Annotated in this window: 14 protein-coding genes; 2 read left to right on the top strand and 12 right to left on the bottom strand. The window is 53.1% G+C overall.

Translation table 11 applies throughout. The annotated features are described in order from the left end of the window. Positions 1-69 precede the first annotated feature (69 nt). The 3 genes from mfd to NQ534_RS14690 are packed head-to-tail and all read right to left on the bottom strand — an operon-like array spanning position 70 to position 4721. On the bottom strand, positions 70-3609 hold the full coding sequence (gene mfd / locus NQ534_RS14700) for a transcription-repair coupling factor (protein ID WP_006861540.1): 3540 nt from the start codon (positions 3607-3609) through the stop codon (positions 70-72). Continuing rightward, a complete protein-coding gene (gene pth / locus NQ534_RS14695; RefSeq protein ID WP_006861539.1) occupies positions 3606-4181 on the bottom strand; it encodes an aminoacyl-tRNA hydrolase in 576 nt (191 codons plus the stop codon). The genes mfd and pth overlap by 4 nt, the downstream gene beginning before the upstream one ends. Before the next feature lie 18 nt (positions 4182-4199). Continuing rightward, the gene (locus NQ534_RS14690) at positions 4200-4721 is read right to left on the bottom strand and encodes a nitroreductase (RefSeq protein WP_006861538.1); all 522 of its coding nucleotides are present in this window, start codon (positions 4719-4721) and stop codon (positions 4200-4202) included. Positions 4722-4900: 179 nt separating this feature from the next. Between NQ534_RS14690 and NQ534_RS14685 the strand changes: the two genes are divergently transcribed. Continuing rightward, positions 4901-6223 (top strand): MATE family efflux transporter, encoded by a 1323-nt coding sequence (locus tag NQ534_RS14685; RefSeq protein WP_006861537.1) that lies wholly within the window; start codon positions 4901-4903, stop codon positions 6221-6223. Positions 6224-6352: 129 nt separating this feature from the next. Here the strand turns inward: NQ534_RS14685 and NQ534_RS14680 are convergent, their stop codons facing one another. Together NQ534_RS14680 and NQ534_RS14675 are read right to left on the bottom strand one after the other, a co-directional pair. Beyond that, positions 6353-7300 carry a TIGR03943 family putative permease subunit gene (locus NQ534_RS14680; RefSeq protein ID WP_006861536.1) on the bottom strand — a complete coding sequence of 316 codons (948 nt, stop codon included), beginning with the start codon at positions 7298-7300 and terminating at the stop codon, positions 6353-6355. Positions 7301-7315: 15 nt separating this feature from the next. Further along, the gene (locus NQ534_RS14675) at positions 7316-8578 is read right to left on the bottom strand and encodes a CobW family GTP-binding protein (RefSeq protein ID WP_006861535.1); all 1263 of its coding nucleotides are present in this window, start codon (positions 8576-8578) and stop codon (positions 7316-7318) included. A gap of 197 nt (positions 8579-8775) precedes the next feature. Between NQ534_RS14675 and NQ534_RS14670 the strand changes: the two genes are divergently transcribed. Further along, entirely contained in the window at positions 8776-9408 is a 633-nt protein-coding gene (locus NQ534_RS14670; RefSeq protein WP_006861533.1) for an L-2-amino-thiazoline-4-carboxylic acid hydrolase, read from the top strand. A 212-nt stretch (positions 9409-9620) separates the two neighbouring features. On the opposite strand, the gene NQ534_RS14665 is transcribed toward NQ534_RS14670, so the two are convergent. The 7 genes from NQ534_RS14665 to NQ534_RS14635 form a co-directional block, all read right to left on the bottom strand. Further along, positions 9621-10331: a flavodoxin gene (locus tag NQ534_RS14665; protein WP_330371610.1), complete on the bottom strand. Its 711-nt coding sequence runs from the start codon at positions 10329-10331 to the stop codon at positions 9621-9623. Between the two features lie 121 nt (positions 10332-10452). Further along, complete coding sequence (locus NQ534_RS14660) at positions 10453-11298, bottom strand: aldo/keto reductase (RefSeq protein WP_040782940.1); 846 nt, start codon at positions 11296-11298, stop codon at positions 10453-10455. A 306-nt stretch (positions 11299-11604) separates the two neighbouring features. After that, on the bottom strand, positions 11605-12771 hold the full coding sequence (locus NQ534_RS14655; RefSeq protein WP_006861530.1) for an iron-containing alcohol dehydrogenase: 1167 nt from the start codon (positions 12769-12771) through the stop codon (positions 11605-11607). Positions 12772-12817: 46 nt separating this feature from the next. Next, entirely contained in the window at positions 12818-13798 is a 981-nt protein-coding gene (locus NQ534_RS14650) for an aldo/keto reductase (RefSeq protein ID WP_040782939.1), read from the bottom strand. A 278-nt stretch (positions 13799-14076) separates the two neighbouring features. After that, the gene (locus tag NQ534_RS14645) at positions 14077-14970 is read right to left on the bottom strand and encodes a LysR family transcriptional regulator (protein ID WP_040782855.1); all 894 of its coding nucleotides are present in this window, start codon (positions 14968-14970) and stop codon (positions 14077-14079) included. 42 nt (positions 14971-15012) lie between these two features. After that, positions 15013-17433, bottom strand: a complete 2421-nt coding sequence (locus tag NQ534_RS14640) for a beta-glucosidase (protein WP_006861527.1) — start codon at positions 17431-17433, stop codon at positions 15013-15015. A gap of 89 nt (positions 17434-17522) precedes the next feature. Next, positions 17523-20414 (bottom strand): glycoside hydrolase family 3 N-terminal domain-containing protein, encoded by a 2892-nt coding sequence (locus NQ534_RS14635; protein WP_006861526.1) that lies wholly within the window; start codon positions 20412-20414, stop codon positions 17523-17525. Between the last annotated feature and the right edge of the window lie 19 nt (positions 20415-20433).

Genomic DNA, 20433 nt, shown 5'->3' with positions numbered 1-20433 from the left:
GCACTGCACGCTTCATGGCACCATTTAAAATAGTATAACGCGTTTTTTCAAATACCGCAACGATTTTCTTCATTCAGACGCGTATTTCTCTGCCAGGCATCCTCCGATATCCTCCAGAAGCTCCCGTGTAAGCGCAAGCACGTCGGTGCTGTTCTTTTTGGTGACGCGCCCTCTGGTATACAAAAAATAGGGGCTGCTCTCCATCACAAATTTCATCCTGCCATGATGCTTTGCAATACAGCTCTCTATCTTCCGCGGATCCGCCGGCGTCTTTTCGTACATAACAAACTTGATAAAATCGCCCTTCTGCGTCAGCTCCGTCACGTAGGCTCTGTGCGCGACCGCCTTCAGATGCGCGATTGCCAGAAGGTTCTGCACGGCTCTGGGCGGCTCCCCGAAGCGGTCCATCAGCTCCTCCAGCATATCGTCGTATTCCTCCTGGTTTTCGATAGCCGCAATCCGCTTGTAGATATCCAGCTTCTGATATTCGTTGCGGATATATTTTTCCGGAATATAAGCGTCAATGTCAAGGTCAATCGTCGTCTCAAAGGTATCGGTCGGGTCCGCCTCTCCCTTCAGCTCGCGGACGGATTCATTGAGCATCTTGCAGTAAAGATCATAGCCGACCGCCTCCATGTGCCCGTGCTGCTCTGCGCCGAGCAGGTTGCCCGCCCCGCGGATTTCCAGGTCGCGCATGGCGATTTTGATGCCGCTGCCCAGCTCGGTAAATTCCCGGATAGCGTGCAGACGCTTTTCCGCCACCTCTTTGAGCATCTTGTTTCTGCGGTACATCAGAAAGGCATATGCCGTCCGGTTGGAACGCCCCACGCGCCCGCGTAGCTGATAGAGCTGGGAAAGCCCCATCGTGTCGGCGTCGTGAATAATCATGGTATTGACGTTGGAAATGTCCAGACCGGTCTCGATAATGGTGGTGGACACCAGCACATCAATATCTCCGTTAATAAAATCGTACATGATGCGCTCCAGCTCGCGCTCCTTCATCTGCCCATGCGCGAACGCCACGTTCGCCTCCGGCAGCAGCTTTGCGATCTTGTTTGTCATTTCCACGATGGTGTTGACACGGTTGTAGACATAGTAAACCTGCCCGCCCCGCGCCAGCTCGCGGCTGATTGCCTCGCGCACCATTTCTTCATTATATTCCATCACATAGGTCTGGATGGCGGTCCGCTCCATCGGCGGCTCCTCCAGCACGCTCATATCGCGGATACCGATCAGGCTCATATGCAGCGTGCGCGGAATCGGCGTCGCGGTAAGCGTGAGCACATCCACGTTCGTCTTTAGCTGCTTGATTTTTTCTTTATGCGTGACGCCGAAGCGCTGCTCCTCGTCAATCACAAGCAGCCCCAGGTCCTTATATTCCACATCCTTTGAAAGCACGCGGTGCGTACCGATCAGGATGTCCACAAGTCCCTTTTTTAAATCAACCAGCGTTTTTTTCTGCTCCGCGGGCGTGCGGAATCGGCACAGCAAATCCACCCGCACCGGGAAGTCCTTCATACGCTGCACAAAGGTATTGTAATGCTGCTGCGCAAGGATGGTGGTCGGCACCAGGTACACCACCTGCTTGCCTTCCTGCACTGCCTTGAACGCGGCGCGGATGGCAATTTCCGTCTTTCCGAAGCCCACGTCCCCGCAGATGAGACGGTCCATGATTTTTGTGCTCTCCATGTCGCGCTTGGTTGCTTCAATCGCGGCAAGCTGGTCGTCCGTCTCCTCAAATTCGAACATTTCCTCAAATTCGCGCTGCCAGACCGTATCCGGTCCGTAGGCAAAGCCCTTCTGGTTCTGACGCTGGGAATAGAGCGCCACCAGGTCTTTTGCAATATTCTGCACCGCCGCGCGCACACGGGTGCGCGTCTTGTTCCACTCCTGCGTTCCCAGCCTGTTCAGCTTCGGCGTTTTTGCCTCAGAGCCGGCATATTTCTGGATGACGTCCGACTGTGTCGCAAGCACATAAAGATTGCTGCCGCCGCTGTACTCAATCTTCATGTAGTCCTTCATGACATGGTCCACTTCTATCTTCTCGATGCCGCGGTAAATACCCAGACCATGACTTTCATGCACCACGTAATCGCCGACATTCAGCTCTGCGAAGCTGGCGATTCTGGTACCCTCATAGCGCCGCTGCTTTTTGCGCCGCTTCTTCTCTTTTCCAAAAATATCGCTCTCCGTGATCACCGCAAAGCGGATAAGCGGGTATTCATAGCCCTTGTGCGTATTGCCCCGCGCAAGCAGAATCTCCCCCGGCTGAATCTCCCGGTCCATATCCTCCGTAAAGAAGCTGTTCAGTTCGTGTTCCCGCAAATCCTCCGCCAGACGCATGGCGCGCGTGCGCGACGCGCAGAGCAGCGCTACCCGGTAGCCTTCCTTTTTCCAGCGTTTCAGATCCTTTACAAGCTGCTCAAAGCTGCTGTTGTAGGAGCTGATGGAGCGCACGGTCATGCTGTACCTGCCGGTGACGTTCCACTCATCGCGCGGCAGATCCATAATGCAGAGCGCCAGGCAGTTTCTGCGGTTCAGCTCTCCGATAATCTGCTGCTGCCCGTACAGAATCCCGGTCTGTCCCGGCAGAATATAGCCCTTTTCCAGGCGGCTTTTCATATTCTCTGAAAATTCCTCCTGCACCGCGCGCCCTTCCTCGGCAATGCGGTTCGGTTCATCCAGCATAATCAGGGCGTCCGTGCCGAAATAGTCCAGAAAAGATACCGTCTCTTCATATAAATAAGGAGTAAACGCTTCCAGCCCGGTGCGCTCCTTCAGCTCCAGCAGACGCTCGCAGACCTCCTGCGCCGTCTCTCTTACACGGTGCGCTTCCTCCGTTTTCATGGCGTCACGGAAGATTTTCTCCTGCTTTTTGCTCTCTTTTTTTATGCGCTCCGCCGCTTTTGCCGCCTGGACGTCGCTGATGACCGCCTCACCCGCCGGATAAATGCGCACCGTCTCCAGATTTTCAATGGAACGCTGGCTTTCGGCGTCAAAGCTGCGGATAGAATCAATCTCATCGCCCCACAGCTCGATGCGGACCGGATTTTCCTCCGTCAGCGGAAAGATATCAACAATTCCGCCGCGGACGGCAAACTGCCCCGGCGCGTCCACCTGCACTGTTTTTTCATAGCCCATCTCGATGAGCTGCCCCGAAAGCTTTTCCGGATTCAGCTCACTGTCCTGCGCAAATTCCAGCACATGGTCGCGGATGCAGGAAAGCGGCAGCACATGCTCCATGCACCCCGGCAGGGTGGTAATGACGGTCACCTGCTCCTCCTCCAGAAGCGCCTGCAGAACCGCCATGCGCTGCTGTCCGATCTGATGGCTGCGGATGTCCGCGCTGTAAAACATCAGGTCCCTTGCCGGATACAGCAGCACCTTTGAGTCGAAGAACCGGTAGTTTTCATAGATTTCTTTTGCGCGCAGCTCGCTGTAGGTGATGATGAGCTTCTTTTTGTACGGCTCTCCAACACTGTACATCAGATGCGATTTCTGCGCCTCGATACAGCCGGATACCTGCAGAATCCCCCGGTTTTTCTTAAGACCGGAGCATAGCTGCTCAAACTCCTCCAGATTTTTCAGCGGAGCAGTAAATGCCTTCATTCTGATACCTTCCTGTTATATTCATTCATTGCCGCTTCCACGCCGTCCGTCATCAGACACACGGCGGCATCGGCGGCGCGCTTCAGCGCTTCCTCCACCTTCTGACGCTCCTCCTGCGAAAAACGGCTGAGCACGTAATCCGCAAGATCCCATCCGGCTGGCTTTTCCCCGACGCCCACCTTAATGCGCAGAAACTCCTGTCCGCCCAGGTGGGAGATAATGCTTTTTATGCCGTTATGCCCGCCTGCGCTTCCCTTCTCGCGGATGCGAAGCTGCCCCGGCGGCAGACTGATATCATCGTAGATTACAATAAGCTGCGATGTCCCGTCAATTTTATAAAAGTCCGCCAGCGCCCGGATGCTCTCCCCGCTCAGGTTCATAAAGGTGAGCGGCTTTACCAGCAGCACGCTCTGTCCTTCGATTCTGCCGCTGCCGGTCAGCGCCCTGCCCTTTTCATATTCTACTTTTATATTATATTTCTCTGCAAGCACATCTATGGTATCAAATCCCACGTTGTGCCGGGTGTGGGCATACTGTCTGCCCGGATTGCCAAGTCCTGCGATAATATACATTTTCCGTTTCCACCGTTTCTATTCTACATAATATACGTAATTTTCTTTCCGCGGCACCGCCTCCGGTGCTTCCATATCAGCATACCCCAGAATGCAGTGTCCGATTCCCTCATAATCGCCTTCGATTCCGAGAGATTTTAAAATTTCTTTTCCCTCCGGGCTTTCAAACTCTTCCTTTGCGCGATGAATCCAGCAGCTTGCAATGCCCAGCTCATGCGCCGCCAGCATCAGATTTCCCATCACCAGACTGCCGTCGTAGACATAAGTCCCGCGGCTTTTATCTGCCAGCACGACCAGAACGACCGGCGCCCCGTAAAACGGGTCCGAGGATGTCCCCATAACCTCCGCGTTCATTTTCGAAAGCTTATCGCGCAGCTCTTTGTTTGTCACTGCCAGGATAATGGGCGACTGCTTTCCCAGTCCGGTAGCAGCATACGTGCCCGCCTGCACGATTTTATCCAGAATTTCCTTCGGAACCATGTCCGGTTTATATTTGCGGATACTTCTTCTCGTCAGTATGGTATCTAATGTATTGCTCATGATAAATCCTCCTCTCAAACTCGCATTTGCGTATTTATTGTATCATTTATGGTAAAATTTGTGAACCACTGTTCTTTGTTTCTTCTGCACAATTTTCTTGGCAAGACCGCGCCCGGATGCTATAATTTGAAAGATATGAAATGCATTTTCCACATGGATCTGTATAGAAAGGTATCGGTATGCAGTACGATCTAACCGAAGGAAATATTACAAAGAAGCTTTTAAGGTTTGCGCTCCCGCTGATAGCAGGAAATCTTCTTCAGCAGCTTTATAATGTGGCAGACACCTGGATCGTCGGGCGTTTTCTGGGCGCGGATGCCCTCGCCGCCGTCGGCTCCTCCTATACGCTAATGGTGTTTCTTACCTCCATCCTGCTGGGTCTCTGCATGGGAAGCGGAGCCTTTTTTTCCATGCAGTTTGGCAGGCGGGATTTTGACTGTATGAAAAACGGTTTTTTTCTGTCCTTTCTTCTGATTGGAGCTGTCACGCTGCTTTTGAATATCCTGGTCTATCCCGGTATGGACTTTATTCTGACGTTTATGCGCGTGCCTTCCGGTATACGCCCGCTGATGCAGGAATACCTGCTGTATGTATTTGCCGGCATTTTCGCCACGTTCCTTTATAACTACTTTGCCAGTCTTCTGCGCGCGGTCGGAAATTCTGTGATACCGCTGATTTTCCTTGCCGTCTGTGCACTTCTTAACGTAGCACTTGATTTGCTGTTTGTGCTGGTATTTCACTGGGGCGTAAAAGGCGCCGCTATCGCCACGGCACTCTCGCAGTATGTCTCCGGCACCGGTATCCTGCTTTACTACTATCTGTGCTTCCCGCATCTGCGCATAAAAAAAGCGCATATGCGCTGGAATGCTTCTATTCTGAAGGATATCGCCGGACTGTCCGCACTTACCTGCCTGCAGCAGTCTGTGATGAATCTGGGGATTCTGATGGTGCAGGGACTCGTAAACAGCTTCGGCACCGCCGTGATGGCGGCCTTTGCCGCCGCTGTCAAAATTGATTCCTTCGCCTATATGCCCGTGCAGGATTTCGGCAATGCATTTTCCACCTTTATCGCGCAGAATTATGGCGCAGGCAAAAAGGAACGCATACGCTCCGGTATCCGCAGTGCCGCCGTCACTGCCGTTGTCTTCAGTCTGACTGTGGGGCTGTCCGTCTGCTTCTTTGCACGCCCGCTGATGGGGCTTTTCGTCGACAGCTCCCGCGCCGATATCATTGCCATCGGCGCAGGCTATCTGCGAATCGAAGCCGTCTTTTATTCCGGCATCGGTATCCTGTTTCTTTTTTACGGTTATTTCCGCGCAGTCGGCCGCCCCGGTATTTCCGTTATACTCACGGTTATCTCACTCGGAACGCGCGTCATCCTCGCCTATCTGCTCTCCGCGATCCCGCAGATTGGCGTCACCGGCATCTGGGTCTCCATCCCCATCGGCTGGATACTGGCGGATATTACCGGCGCGCTCCTGCTGCAAAAATATGCACTGTAATTGCCGGCGCCCCTGCTGCAGAAATATGCACTGTAATTGCCGGCGCCCCTGCTGCAGAAATATGCACTGTAATTGCCGGCGCCCCTGCTGCAGAAATATGCACTGTAATTGCCGGCGCCCTGACATCGCTTAATTAAAATATACCATCTCTTTGATTTCTTCCGCCGGCTCTATAAGCTGTGCTTTCAGCACCGGACCGACGCCGCGGTACACGGAAAGATGCGCAAATCCGATTTTTGCCCGGATTTTCACCCAGGCGCCGTCCTCCGGCTCCGGCTGCTGCCCGCATTTGCAGACATAGCCAAGGAAGGTGGTGTCATCTGCACAGCAGGTCATTGCCATGCGTCCCGGCACAAACACGCCGGACGGGAAGCCCGGATATTTCTTCGCCTGCAGCGTAAACTCCACAGTTTTTCCCCGGTAGCGCTCCTGGTTTTCCATAACATCCACGTACCAGATTCCGTAGTCCTCCGGACGTATCTCAATAACGGGCGCATTCATATCGTAGGGCATTTCATCCCCGAAAATATTTTCAATCTCGCCCTCTTCATCCTCAAAAACCACTTCCGCCTGCGGGCTGACTACCTTAACGCTCCTGCGGTAACCCGCCAGCGGCTTGATTTCTTCGCAGCGGTTAAAGAGCACCAGCTCCGAGCCGCGCACCATTTCCACAAACAGCGGCTTCAGGTTATTCAGATATACCTGGAAGGTGCTGGCATCCACCGTCGTCAGCTTCTGCTCTATCTCCCAGCCATTCGGAAGCTTCAGTTTTTCAAAATCACTTACCTTCCACATGCCGTTGTATTCCACGACCACGCGCTTCGGGCGGTGCTTTTTGTCAAGCGCTTTCAGATACTCCTCCGTCAGGTCCTCCTGCCGTTCCACCCGCTCGATTACCACGTGATACTTTTTCAGTTCCTCCGGATCGTATTCCTCCTCGCCATCCTCGCAGAGAAGCAGAAGCGTCTTTCCGCGAATCTGGAAATAATCCTGGGACAGCGTGAATTTCAGAAACTGTGTTTTCCCGCTGTCCAGAAACCCGGTCATCAGATAAACCATAACACCCGGCTGGTTCATAAAAATCCCTCCGTCCTACACGCCGAAAAGCTCTGCCAGCTTTGCTTCATTCAAAGCAGAACCGATTACGCAGAGACGACCGGTATATTCCGCCGCACCGCTGCGAACCTCATGCTCCTGCGGTACCATGTCAAAATAAATCCACTCTCCGTCCGCTCCGGCTACCATGCCCTTTGCGCGCAGAATCGTGCCATATTGGCTGTCATTCTCCAGCGTCTGCAGAATCCGGCTGATCTCATCCTTCGTATACGTCTTAATCGTCTCACAGCCCCAGCTCGTAAAGACTTCATCCGCATGATGATGTCCGTGATGATGGTGCTCATGGTCATGATCGTGTCCGCAGCCGCATTCATGGTCGTGATGATGTTCGTGCTCCTCATGCTCATGGTCGTGATGATGCTCGTGGTCATGTTCCTCATGTCCATGATGGTCGTGCTCACCATGCTCATGGTCTTCGTGCCCGTGGTGGTCATGGTCGCCGTGTTCATGGTCTTCGTGCTCATGGTGGTCATGGTCATCGTGCTCATGGTCATGATGATGTTCGTGGTCATGTCCGTCATGCTCATGGTCATGATGATGTTCGTGGTCGTGGTCATGTCCGCAGCCGCACGTTTCTCCATGCTCATGGATTTCCCCGCACTCCGGGCAACGAAGCTCCGCAAGCAGCTCTTCCTCCAGAGATTTGCTTCCTTCCATCGTTTCCAGAAGCTTTTCACCCGGCAGACTGGCAACCGGCGTCGTGATAATCGGCGCCTTCGCATTCAGTGCGCGCAGAATCGCCAGGCTCTCCTGCACCTTTTCCGGCTTCGCCTTATCCGTTCTGCTCAAAATAATCGCGCCTGCGTATTCAATCTGATTGCTGAAAAATTCCCCGAAGTTTTTATTATAAAGCTTACACTTCGTAACATCCACAACCGTTGTAAAGCTGTTCAGCTTTGCGTCGATCTTTTCCTGTACATCCTGTACCGCCTTGATCACATCCGACAGCTTGCCGACGCCGGACGGTTCAATCAGAATACGGTCCGGATGATAGGTGTCCACCACTTCTTTCAGGGATTTTCCGAAATCCCCCACCAGCGAGCAGCAGATGCAGCCGGAATTCATCTCCCGGATCTCAATGCCGGATTCCTTCAGGAAACCGCCATCAATGCCGATTTCTCCGAACTCATTTTCAATCAATACTACCTGCTCTCCGGAGAACGCCTCCTTCAGCAGCTTTTTAATCAGTGTTGTTTTTCCGGCGCCCAGAAAGCCGGAAATAATATCTATTTTGGTCATACTAACCGCCTCCTATTCCCAGATAGTATACTGCCTTTTTTTCAAAACGGCAAGTAAACATAGTATAAAATATTTATAATTTTTAAAAAAGTTAGTTTTCGCAAACTTTTTTATGTCCGGATGGTATCCATTCACGCAAAATTGTGGTATGATAAAAAAAGATATCCCGAAAAATCAACTACGCAGGAGATACTATCATGAAATATAACGGTTTTTATTTCTGGCTGTTCAGGCGCCCGATGAAACAGGTGCTCAGAGAAAATTACGGCAAAGCCTATGCGGATGAAATCATAAAGAAAAGCCGGAAGACCTATCGGAAGCTTGTTGCGGAAGCCGACGATATCGGAAACGATAATCCGATGGCATACAATGAGCTGTTCGCCCTTGTTTTCGTCTCCCCCTATGTGGCAAGCCAGAAAAAAATTCCGCCCGCAATCGTGCAGGAAATGATGCGCCGTTCCCTGTATCATATTAAATGGTATTTCAGCCGGACCGATTTGAACACGGACCGCGGAAAACGTGAGAACAAGAAGAATATTGTAAAATATGTGAAATGGTACACACCGGAAAAAGAGAAGCGCTACCCAACCTCCTTTAAGGTGGATTTCGTCGGTCAGCCCTGCGAAGGAGCATGTTATTACCGGATTACACGCTGCCCTATCTGCGCCTATGCAAAAAAACTGGGCGTGGATGAGCTGATGCCGCTGTTCTGCGAGCTGGATAATGTGATGATTACGCTCCAGCACGGAGTCCTGCACCGCAGCAAAACCCTGGCGGACGGCGGCGGCTACTGCGATTATTATATTACCGGGGACAAAGAAAACATATAAATTCATAAGGGCGGGACCGCTCTCTGACGAGCCTCCCGCTCTTATAGTGTCTATGTCGGATACTCTGAGGTCATGCTCTCGTTTCTACACTATGATGATTCCTCTAAGATTTCCCACTCATTTTTGCACTGTGATGATTTTTCTGCAGTTGCCCACTCATTTCCACACCGTGATGATTTTCCTGCAGCTGCCCACTCATTTCCGCACCGCACTTACAGTCCGAGACCTTCCACCCATTCCTGCACGTCGCCCTCGTCTGCGCCGGAGCGGAAGCGCTCTCCCTCCAGCCAGTCGCCAGTGCCTGCCAGTTCCGCCAGAAGCTCGCCGCTCTCTCCCAGCCCCGAAGATGCGGAGGTGCAGAACGGGATGACCGTCTTGCCGGTAAAATCATTTGCCTCTACAAAAGTGTCCATCGGCCACGCGGCGATACCCCACCAGATGGGATAGCCGATAAATACGGTATCGTAGGAATCCCAGTCTTCTACCGTCGTCGATACAAGCTCTACATTTCTCAGACTTTCGTCCTCGTGCTCCCGTGTCACACGGCTGTTATCATCCGTCCAGTTTAAATCCTCGTCGGTGTACGGCTCTGCAGGTTCCACCTCAAAGAGGTCGCCGTCCATCGCGTCTGCAATATACCCTGCCACCTCTCCGGTATTGCCGGTTGCTGAGTAATAAACCACAAGCACCTTTCCGCTTTGCGCCTCTTCTGTCGTGCTCGCCTCAGTATCGGATGTGCTCTGCGCCGCTTCTGCCGTGCTCGTCTCTGTGCCGGATGTGCTCTGCGCCTCTTCTGTCGTGCTCGCTTCCGTACCGGACGTGCTCTGTGTCTGGCTGCCTGCAGCAGAGCCGCACCCTGCAAGAAGCCCTGCTGCCGTAATTCCCGTTAATATCACCGCGAATAATTTTTTTGCCTTCATCATTATCCCACCTTCTTTATTCCATTTTTTTATTTCATTTTTCTTTATTTCAATTTCCGTTTTCGCATCTCGTTTTTCCTTACTTCCGTTTCCCTGGCCGGAATTTCCTTTATCCCGGTTTCCGTTATTTCTGCTCGTCGACCGGCGGAACCATCGCCGCATAGCTTCTCAGCAGCTCCGGCGTGCTGGTGTAATATCTCTTATTCTTATCCAGCGCAGCAATTCCCTTCATTTCCGCCTCTGTCAGCGCAAAATCAAACAAAGCAAAGTTATCGCGGATATGCTCCGGATTCTTTGAACCGGGGATAACGATGTTGCCGTCCTGTATGTGCCAGCGAAGGATAATCTGAACCGGGCTCTTCCGGTATTTTTCTCCCAGCTTCGCAAATACCGGCTCCTGCAGCAGCGCGGCGTCTCCGTGTCCCAGCGGATACCACGCCTGGATTACCATTTCGGATTTTTCCAGAAAATCCTTCAGCTTTTTCTCCTGGTCGTAAGGATGCACCTCTGTCTGGAGCACCGCCGGTTTTACCTCGCAGGTATCAAGAATTTCCTGTATCTGTTCCTCGTTGAAATTGGAAAGACCGATCGCCCGCACCTTTCCTTCCTTATACGCTTTCTCCATCAGACGGTAGCCCGCCGCATAATTTCCCGCCGGCTGGTGAATCAGAAGAAGGTCAATATAATCGGTATCCAGTCTCGCCAGCGTTTTTTCAACCGCATCCTCCTGCTCGTAGAAGGACGGCCACAGCTTCGTTTCCAGGAATATTTCGCTGCGGGCAACACCGGATTTCTTTATGGCGCGTCCCACCGCCTTTTCATTTACATAAGCATTCGCCGTATCAATCAGACGATAGCCGTCCTCCAGCGCATGAGCAACCGAATTTTCCGCCTCATCCGGTGTCAGAAGAAAGGTTCCAATCCCTGCCATCGGCATTTTTACTTTATTATTTAATACTGCATATTCCATGATAATCCTCCTCACATATTTCTGAATTTCGCTGCATTCATTTCCACAGGCATCGTACCGGGCAGGCATGTCCGCCTGTTTTTCCGTCTGTCGCCGCAGGACATCAGATGATGCCGTCGCCATCTGATTTTCCTGACACTGACAGTATAGCTCTTCTTTTAAAGAAGCAGAAGTTCCACTTCGTTTCTCAGTTTATACTTTCGGGTTATAGCTCAGTGTATTTTCTTTCAAGCCACTGCGTAAAAATCTCCTGGATGTTCCTGCCCCGGAAACGTTCTGCAAGAATTCTCCGGATTCTCCCATCCCTCAGAAGCACTCCATAAATATCTCCCGGATTTCCCTTGTTTCCAGCCGCCGGTAAGCGCCCGGAGAATAATGGCAGGAATCCGCAATTTCTTTCAGCTGCTTTTTATCGGCAACGCCCAATTCTCTCAGCTTTGTGGGAAGCCCCGCCTCTCTGATAAACTGCGCAAGCGCCTCGATTCCGGCTTCCGCCAGCGCCCTGTCTGTTTTCCCTTTTCCGGGAATTTCCCACACATTGCGGGCAAAGCGCGCAAATTTTTCCTCCCCGTCTTTACAGATATGACGGTAATACACCGGATGCAGAACCGCCATGCCCTGTCCGTGATTGCAGTCCGTATAGGCGCTGAGCTGATGCTCCATCAGATGGCAGGCAAAATCGCACTGCTTTCCCAGCTTGACAAGGCGGTTTTCTGAGAGGGAAGCCGCCCACATCAGATTGCTTCTGGCGGTATAGTCTCCGGGATTTTCCAGCGCCAGACCGAGATTGCGGATAATACTGCGCATCAGCGCCTCTGCAATCTCATCGGAGACATTCTGCCCATCCGGCCGGCTGAAATAAGTTTCCATCAGATGAGACAGGCTGTCAAAAGCGCCGGAGACCATCTGCACCTTCGGCACGGTAAAGGTGTATTCCGGGTCCATAAGCGCAAAGACGGGATTGCATGCCGGATAATCGTACCCGGTTTTTACCTTCTTTTCTTCGTTGGTAATCACTGCCGCCCCGTTGCATTCGCTTCCGGTTCCGGATGTCGTGACAACCACTCCCACAGGTACCGGCTCAAATGTAATAATCCCCTTACGCTCCCAGAAATTCTCCCAGGGCGCCGCTTCGCAGCGCGCCGCCAGGGATACCGCCTTACAGCAATCCATCACAGACCCGCCTCCGATGCCAAGAATCATCTGCGCGCCGCTTTCCTTTACCAGCTGCGCGCCCTCCAGCACCTTCTCGTAAGTCGGATTCGGCATAATCTGCGAAAACTCCGCCACATTCTTTCCGGCTTTCCTCAGAATCCCCAGTATCTCGTCGTAAATACCGTTTTTCTTAACAGAGCCCATGCCATAAGCCAGCAGGATGGTGTCGTAATCCTTCACCAGACTAATCAGAAATTCCTTTACGCAGCCGCGCCCGAAGTAAACCTTTGTGCTGTTTTCATAAATAAAGTTATTCATAATTCCGGGAAGCCTCCTGTAATATTTATCAATCTCTGACAGCCTTTCATCCTTTTACGATTTTCGAGCCGCCAAATACCTCCGACATGTCTATCCGGCTCAGCGCGTCGTCCAGCGCCTGCACCTCCGCCGCTCCGGCATTTTCCTTCAGCCGCTCCAGCCTGCGGGTGCCCGGAATCGGAACAATCCAGGGCTTTTTGCAGAGCATCCACGCCATAGAAATCTGCGCCGGCGTCGCTTCTTTATCCTCCGCGATGTGACCGAGCAGCGCAAGCAGCCCCTGGTTTTGCTCTATCGCCTCATCCGTAAACTGCGGCATGTTGCTGCGGTAATCATACTTGGGGTCAAACTGAACGCCTTTGCCGTATTTTCCAGTTAAAAATCCGTTCGCCATCGGCGAGAAAGCAACCAGACCGACGCCCAGCTCCTCCAGCGCCGGAAACAGCGCTTCATACTGCCGCGCCATCATAGAATAGCGGTTTTCCACTGCCGTCACCGGGCAGACGGCGTGGGCGCGGCGCAGATACTCCTCACTGGTCTCCGAAATTCCCCAGTGCAGGATTTTCCCCTCTTTTATCAGCTCCGCCATCACCTCCGCCACCGTTTCCGGCTCCACCGCCGGGTCGATGCGATGCTGAAAATACAAATCGATGTAATCCGTCTGCAGCCGCTTCAGCGAACCCTCCGCCGACGCCCTGATGACTTCCGGGCGGGAGTCCGGAATCAGCGGGTAGTTCACCTGGGAGCCGGTCATGTCAAAATGAATGCCAAACTTTGTGGCAATCTGCACATGATTGCGGAACGGCTTCAGCGCCTCTCCCACGAGCTGCTCATTGATATGCGGGTCGTTCTCAGTGCCGTAGACCTCCGCCGTGTCAAAAAAAGTATAGCCGATGTCATACGCATTGCGTATCATCCGGATGGTATCCCGCTCCTCCGTCGGCGCGCCGTATGCATGGCTGAAGCCCATACAGCCAAGACCGACAGCCGAAACCGCTAAACCTCTCCCCAATATTCTTGTTTCCATATTCTCTTTCACCCTTTCCTTTCTTCTGGTGCCCGGTGTTCTGACTGCCATGCCGTAATAATATGCGGGCGCCCTGTCCCGTCACTGTTCCGGCACTGTTTACTCCCTTCACAGCAATCCTTCTCTATAAGTATAAAAAAAACGGGACCTCCGCAGAAGTCTCGTTTTGTTCATCTGTTTATACCTTTAGGTTACAGCAAAGTCCATATCCCGACCGCCCATACCATCCGGAAAGTGTTTACCGGCGCACGGCATTCTGGATGAATGCCGGAAACGCTTTACTGCTGCAATACTTCCCGGACGGATTCCAGAAAACGCTTTACCGTTTCCGACGGCGTGCGGGAATGGAGCAGACCGTACGGGATGGAATGCTTCCACTCCACCGGTATCACCTTCAGCAGGGGATGCACGTTTTCCCACGCCTGGACCGCCATCAGCACATCGTTGCTGTTTTCGCAGCGGTTAAATACATCCACGCTGTAAAAATCAAAATCCACGATCTGTATCTGGCTGTGGTTCTGCCAGATGTCGTCCCGCAGCACGTCCACGTAATGGCTCCAGTTCCGGTGCATCAGCATCAGCCGTTCCCCGTACAGGTCCTGTACCGTCAGCATATTTTTTTCGGCAAGGCGGTGGTGGACGGACACCGCGCAGCAGATGGGCTGTCTGGAAATCTCAAAACCGTCGCAGCTTCGCAGATCCAGCATGGTATCGTCAAAGATGCCCGCAACCACGTCAATATTCTGTCCGAGATTTTTCAGAATCTCTCTGGCATTTTCCGGCGTATTTTCAAAGGGAACAAGCTGGAATTTAATCTCCGGGCAGAGCTCGTGAATCTTCGGCCACAGTTCCACCAGCACGCCCGCCGGCGTCATCGGGGAGGTGCCGATGCGTATCACATTATCGTCCTCCTGCATCGCGTTCCTTGCCCGGATGACGGAATCCTTACAATACTGAATGATATATTTTGTATCATTATATAAGGATTTGCCCGCCTTCGTCAGTATCAGTCCGCGGTGCGTCCGCTCAAAAAGCTTCACGTCCAGGTCCGCCTCCAGCAGATTGATCTGCTTGATGACCGCCGTCGGTGTAATATACGCCTGCTCCGCCGCCTTATTAAAGCTGCCTGCATCCGCCACCCGGAGAAATGTTTCAAGCTGCGGGTTGTACATCCCCATCGCCTCCCCTCATCCTTTTTCCTGCCTGTGCCTCTTCTATTTTTCCGTGATGCGCTTCACATACTTCCGGTTCCGGCTCTGATTGCGGAAAAATCCGCCGATAACGCGCCCCAGTCCCCGGAAGAAATGACCGTTCACCATCGTCACGATTCCTTCCACCATTTCCATGCTCACCATTCCGCCCGTCATCTTGGCGATTGCACGGAACGGCATATTATAAATAAAGAGGATATTCAGATCCGGTTTTCCGGCTTCCTCGCTCTTCTTTTTCATCTGCGTCAGCTTATTATAAGCGAACCGCGCAATGGGACTCTTCGCATAATACATCTGGCAGATGGCGTCGTTCACCGTCAGATTTCCGCTCCATTTGCCCGATGGAACCGGATGTCCGAGCAGCTCTTCAAACTCTTTATCCTCCACCTGGCTGATAAGCCCGGAGTAATAAGACGGCATCCGGTTTGTGTAGTAGGGGTAGGTTTCCGTGGTGCCCTCCACCGTCACTTCCGCCCTCAGCCGGATGTCCAGGCAGCTTGCGCCAATCATGACAGTATAAACGCCGCCCTCCGTCTCCCAGCGGCTTGTCCGCACATTCCAGTAGCGGAAGGTCTTATCGTCAAACGGAATGCGCACCTGCCTGCTCTCTCCCGCTTTCAGAAAAATCTTCCGGAAGCCTTTCAGCTCCTTTTCCGGACGGAAAACTTTGGCATCCGGCAGTCCCACATAGAGCTGCGCCACCTCCGCACCGTCCATCTTTCCGGTATTTTTGACGGTAAATTCCACGCCGTCCCGGTCTGCCTTCAAATCGCTGTATGCAAATTCCGTATAGGATAAGCCAAAACCAAAGGGATAGAGCACCCGCACCTTCGCGGTATCGTAATAGCGGTATCCCACGTAAAGGCCCTCCCGGTACTCGGAATTTCTCTCCGCCGCCGGGAAATAGCGGAACGCCGGCGTATCCTCGTACCGTATCGGACAGGTCTCGCTCAGCCTGCCGGACGGATTGACTTTTCCGGTAAGGATATCGAGCACGGCTCCCGCTCCCGCCTGTCCGTACAGATAGACGTGCAGCAGCGCTCTGAGATTCGTGTGCCACGGCATCTCCACCGCCGCTCCCGCGCTTAAGATTCCCACGATATTTTCATTGACGCGGGCAATCGCCTCCAGCAGCGTAACCTGGTTCTGGGGAATCCTCATATGCGTACGGTCGATGCCCTCGGACTCGCTCAGCTCATCCAGCCCGAAGCAGTACAGCACCACATCCGCCGACTGCGCCAGATCCACCGCCTCCTTTTCCATTACCTCGTTAATCTCTCCGCTTCTCATATAGCCCTTCGCCATACCGACAACGTTCAAATTGTATTCCTTTATCAGCTCCGACATCTTATCCAGCTTTGTGGCATTTACCATCGAGGAACCGGCGCCCTGGTAGCGGGGCTCAAAGGCAAAATCTCCAATCAGCGCCACCCTGGTCCCCGGCTTCAGCGGAAGTATCTTCTCCTGGTTTTTCAGAAGCACGGCGCTTTCCGCCGCCGCCCTGCGGGCAAGCGCATGATGCGCCTCCTCATCAAATTCCGCCGTCTTTTTCTGCCCTCCGGTCAGCGTGAGCACCGCCTCCAGCATCCGGTCCACGCAGGCGTCCACCGTCTCCTCCGAAATCTTTCCCGTCTGCACCGCTTCCACGAGCTGCCGGGCGGAATCCATTCCGGGCGTCGGCATCTCCAGGTCCGATCCTGCCGCCACGCCTCTGATGTGGTCGTTGGAGCCGCCCCAGTCTGTGATAACAATACCGTTATATCCCCACTCGCCGCGCAGGATATCCTTCAGCAGGTGCTCATTTTCATTGGCATAGGTGCCGTTCACCTGGTTGTAGCTCGTCATGATTGCTCCGGCGCCGCCCTCTTTTACGGCAATCTCAAAGCCGGTCAGATAAATCTCCCGCAGCGTCCGCTCATCGAGCACCGCGTTCATCGCCATTCTTCTGAGCTCCTGGCTGTTCACCGCAAAATGCTTCGGGCAGGCGTACACGCCCTGGCTCTGGATGCCCTGCACATATCCCGCCGCCATCTTTCCGGCAAGATACGGGTCCTCGGAGAAATATTCAAAATTTCGTCCGCACAGCGGGCTTCTCTTGATGTTCAGTCCCGGTCCGAGCACGACGTGCACTCCCTGCACCGCCGCTTCTTCTCCCAGCGCTTTTCCAATCTCGCTGCCAAGCTGCGGGTCCCAGCTGTTCGCCATCGTCGCCGCCGTCGGAAAGCAGGTTGCCGGAAGAGACGGATTCAGCCCCAGATGGTCGCCCGCTCCCGCCTGCTTACGGATGCCGTGCGGTCCGTCCGAGCAATACATGGAGGGGATACCCAGGCGGGGGAAATCCCATGTCTGCCACTCGCCCTTTCCGCTTAAAAAAGCCGCTTTCTCCTCTAATGTCATTTTTTTAATCGTTTCCTGATGCTTCATCGTGTTCTCCTTGTTGTGATGATTCGTGCATATACATGCCTGTTTCGAAAGGCAGGCTTATGGTATTCCCGCCAAAGCCTGCCCCGATTCTACTCTGCTTTCAGCTCTTCTGCGCTCACAACATGCGCGGCATCTTTCCGTTTTCTATATACCTTACGCACACGGAATACCTCGTAGAGTATCAGCAGCACTGCCACGATCACATCCGCCGCAATCAGAATAATCTGATACAGGAGCAGCCCGGTATTGATGTTCTCCGGCTCGTATGCCCGGCTGTTCACTACCGTATAGAAAATCCGATGGCATGCTTCGCGCATACGCTGCATCATGGTCGCGGAATCCGTATAGGTTATATAGTTTGTTCCTGTGTCATAGCTTGCCAGACAGGTGCTGCCGCCGTTATAAATCGACCTTGCCGCATCCATATAGCCAAAGCTTGCGAAATAATCGGTCAGAATAAAGCCCTCAAAGCCCCACTCGTCTCTGAGCACCGTTTCCAGAAGGGAGCTGCACGCGCCCGCCCACTGCGAACCGATGTAGTTGTACGAGGACATGACCGCCATCGCGCCGCCTTCCTTGATGGCAAGCTCAAACGGCTTCAGATAGATTTCGCGGATAGCCTGCTCGTTAGACCAGGTGGTGAGCATTTCCCAGCGGTTCGTTTCCTGCTCATTCATTGCAAAGTGCTTCACGTAAGCATATACGCCGTGCTCAGCCGCGCCCTGGATTGCCTGGGAAGCGATTTTGCCTGCCAGGAGTCCGTCCTCGGAATAATACTCAAAGTTCCGTCCCGCAAATGCGCTTCTGTGAATATTTACTGCCGGAGCATACCATCCGGACACGTTCATCTCATCCGCCATCGTGCCGATGCTCTGTCCGAATTCTCTGGCAATATCTTCATTAAAGGTGTTGGCAATCATAACGCCGCAGGGGAATCCGATGGAGCCAACGCCGGTAAAGTTGTTGTTGATGGATGCCGGTCCGTCGCAGTCTGTCGTCTGCACTTTTCCCACGCTTTCCGCCGCCGCTGTCTGGTAGCCGCCCAGCGCTGCAAGCTGATTCATCTCATCCACTGTGAGCTGGTCAAGAAGAGCCTCCCACTGTTCATCATTATAATCCAGACCGCGCATATCTGCAAGAGTAAGTCTGTTATTTGCGCCTGTTACCGGCATTACCGCCTCCGCATCCTCCTGGGGCTCCCAGTTGGAGTTGTTGGTAAACAGCGCCTTGTCCGCTTCCGGCATACTAAAGGTCACCGGAGCCGCCACCGCTTCCTCATAATTTGCAAATCCGTCCGCACGGGAGAGGTATTCCACCTCGCCCTCCGCAAAGTCAAAGGCGTTCACCGCCGCCGCTTCGTCCGTGGAGCGCTTGTTTTCTTCTCCGTAGACAACCGTCTCATCGACCGTGTAGGTCTGTGTATCCACAACCGTATGGGAATCTGTCCGCAGGCTGATTTCGTAATCGCCTTCCTCCAGCACATACGCCTGCGCATCCCGGTAATCGTAGGAAGCCATATCCTCAGCGGAAAAGCTTAAGGTCAGCGTCTGGGATTCTCCCGGAGCCAGCTCATCCGTCTTGTCAAAGGCCGCCAGATTCACGGAAGCTTTTTCGATTCCTCCGTTGGTATACGGCGGATTGTAATAAAGCTCCACGACATCCTTGCCCGCAGTATCGCCCGTATTTGTCACGGTCACATCCACGGAAAGGATTCCGTCTTCTTCCGTCAGCTCTCCCATTTCCTGCGCAAAGGTTGTATAGGAAAGTCCGTATCCGAACGGGTACGTGACCGCCTCGTCGTAATCAATCAGTCCCTCTTCCGCCGCCGTCTCGTAGAAACGATAGCCTACATAAATGCCCTCCACATAGTTCACAAAATGCGGAAGCGCTCCCGGCACAAACTGGTCGCTGTCGGCAATCCGGAATTCCTCCATATTGTCATATGTAAAATCGCCGAAATTGTTGAAGGACGGGGACGCCGTCAGATCCGCCGCAAAGGTATCCGCCGTTTTTCCGGAGGGATTCACCCCGCCCGCCAGAATGCTGCCAAGGGAATTGAAGCCGTTCTGACCAGTGCCCGGAACCCAGAGCACGCTCTTAATCTGCGGATACTCGTTTACAAAGCCCAGCTCCATCGTATTAGCGCCGTTGTAAATGACGATTACATTTTCAAAATTATCACATACCAGCTCCAGCATGTTGCGCTCGCTCTGGCTCAGCTCAAGGTAGTGCATTCCTTCGGTGAAGTCTTCGTATTCGTCTGAATTGTTGGTGTAATTCAGCCCCTCCATATTTTCCGGAAGGTCGATATGCTCTCCGCCCGGACGGGAGAAAACAACCATCGCCGTATCGGAAAATTCTCTCGCGCTATTGAGCATATCCTCCGTGTAGCTGTCCACGGACGGCTCCGGCAGCGTCCATTCCTGCTCCCACATGCCGACCACCGGACGGTCCGCCCGATACTGCGTATAGAAATCAGACAGCTCCGTATTCAGCGAAAATCCGGCATTTTCCAGACCTGCTGTCAGATTGACAATCTCGTAAGCATCCGAGAGCGCTCCGGAGCCCGTGCCGCCGTAAACGGGATTGGTGGATGCCCAGCCGAACACATTCAGATTTTTATTATCCGTCATCGGCAGCAGGTTCTCTTCATTTTTCAGAAGCACAATGCCCTCGTCGGCAATTTCCATGCCAAGCGCTTCCGCCGCTGCCTGCGTGTCCGCCGTAATTGCTCCGGACCCGCTCACCAGAGAGAGCAGGGTCGATAACGGTCCGGTACAGATCAGACTGACCACAACCATCAGCGAGATTACAACGGCAACCCTCGCCTGTGACCGAATAAGGTATCTTCGCGGTTCTTTTACTTTTCTGACTGCAAGAATGAGGATCACTGCCGCAGCAAGAATCACTCCGAAAGCAATCAGATAAGGGCGGATAAGCCCCAGGACGTTCATAACGTCACTCATATTAATATCCAGCATTTTCTCTTTCCTCCTAATT

Origin of the sequence: Marvinbryantia formatexigens DSM 14469 (genome assembly GCF_025148285.1) — a bacterium.
Lineage (GTDB): Bacteria > Bacillota > Clostridia > Lachnospirales > Lachnospiraceae > Marvinbryantia > Marvinbryantia formatexigens.
Note: the sequence above shows the minus strand (reverse complement) of the source record. Positions and strands in the feature narration are given on the sequence as shown.

Bases quoted from the DNA above. Each gene is read 5' to 3' on its own strand.
- mfd (WP_006861540.1), bottom strand. From the start codon at position 3,609: ATGAAGGCATTTACTGCTCCGCTGAAAAATCTGGAGGAGTTTGAGCAG.
- pth (WP_006861539.1), bottom strand. From the start codon at position 4,181: ATGTATATTATCGCAGGACTTGGCAATCCGGGCAGACAGTATGCCCAC.
- NQ534_RS14690 (WP_006861538.1), bottom strand. From the start codon at position 4,721: ATGAGCAATACATTAGATACCATACTGACGAGAAGAAGTATCCGCAAA.
- NQ534_RS14685 (WP_006861537.1), top strand. From the start codon at position 4,901: ATGCAGTACGATCTAACCGAAGGAAATATTACAAAGAAGCTTTTAAGG.
- NQ534_RS14680 (WP_006861536.1), bottom strand. From the start codon at position 7,300: ATGAACCAGCCGGGTGTTATGGTTTATCTGATGACCGGGTTTCTGGAC.
- NQ534_RS14675 (WP_006861535.1), bottom strand. From the start codon at position 8,578: ATGACCAAAATAGATATTATTTCCGGCTTTCTGGGCGCCGGAAAAACA.
- NQ534_RS14670 (WP_006861533.1), top strand. From the start codon at position 8,776: ATGAAATATAACGGTTTTTATTTCTGGCTGTTCAGGCGCCCGATGAAA.
- NQ534_RS14665 (WP_330371610.1), bottom strand. From the start codon at position 10,331: ATGATGAAGGCAAAAAAATTATTCGCGGTGATATTAACGGGAATTACG.
- NQ534_RS14660 (WP_040782940.1), bottom strand. From the start codon at position 11,298: ATGGAATATGCAGTATTAAATAATAAAGTAAAAATGCCGATGGCAGGG.
- NQ534_RS14655 (WP_006861530.1), bottom strand. From the start codon at position 12,771: ATGAATAACTTTATTTATGAAAACAGCACAAAGGTTTACTTCGGGCGC.
- NQ534_RS14650 (WP_040782939.1), bottom strand. From the start codon at position 13,798: ATGGAAACAAGAATATTGGGGAGAGGTTTAGCGGTTTCGGCTGTCGGT.
- NQ534_RS14645 (WP_040782855.1), bottom strand. From the start codon at position 14,970: ATGTACAACCCGCAGCTTGAAACATTTCTCCGGGTGGCGGATGCAGGC.
- NQ534_RS14640 (WP_006861527.1), bottom strand. From the start codon at position 17,433: ATGAAGCATCAGGAAACGATTAAAAAAATGACATTAGAGGAGAAAGCG.
- NQ534_RS14635 (WP_006861526.1), bottom strand. From the start codon at position 20,414: ATGCTGGATATTAATATGAGTGACGTTATGAACGTCCTGGGGCTTATC.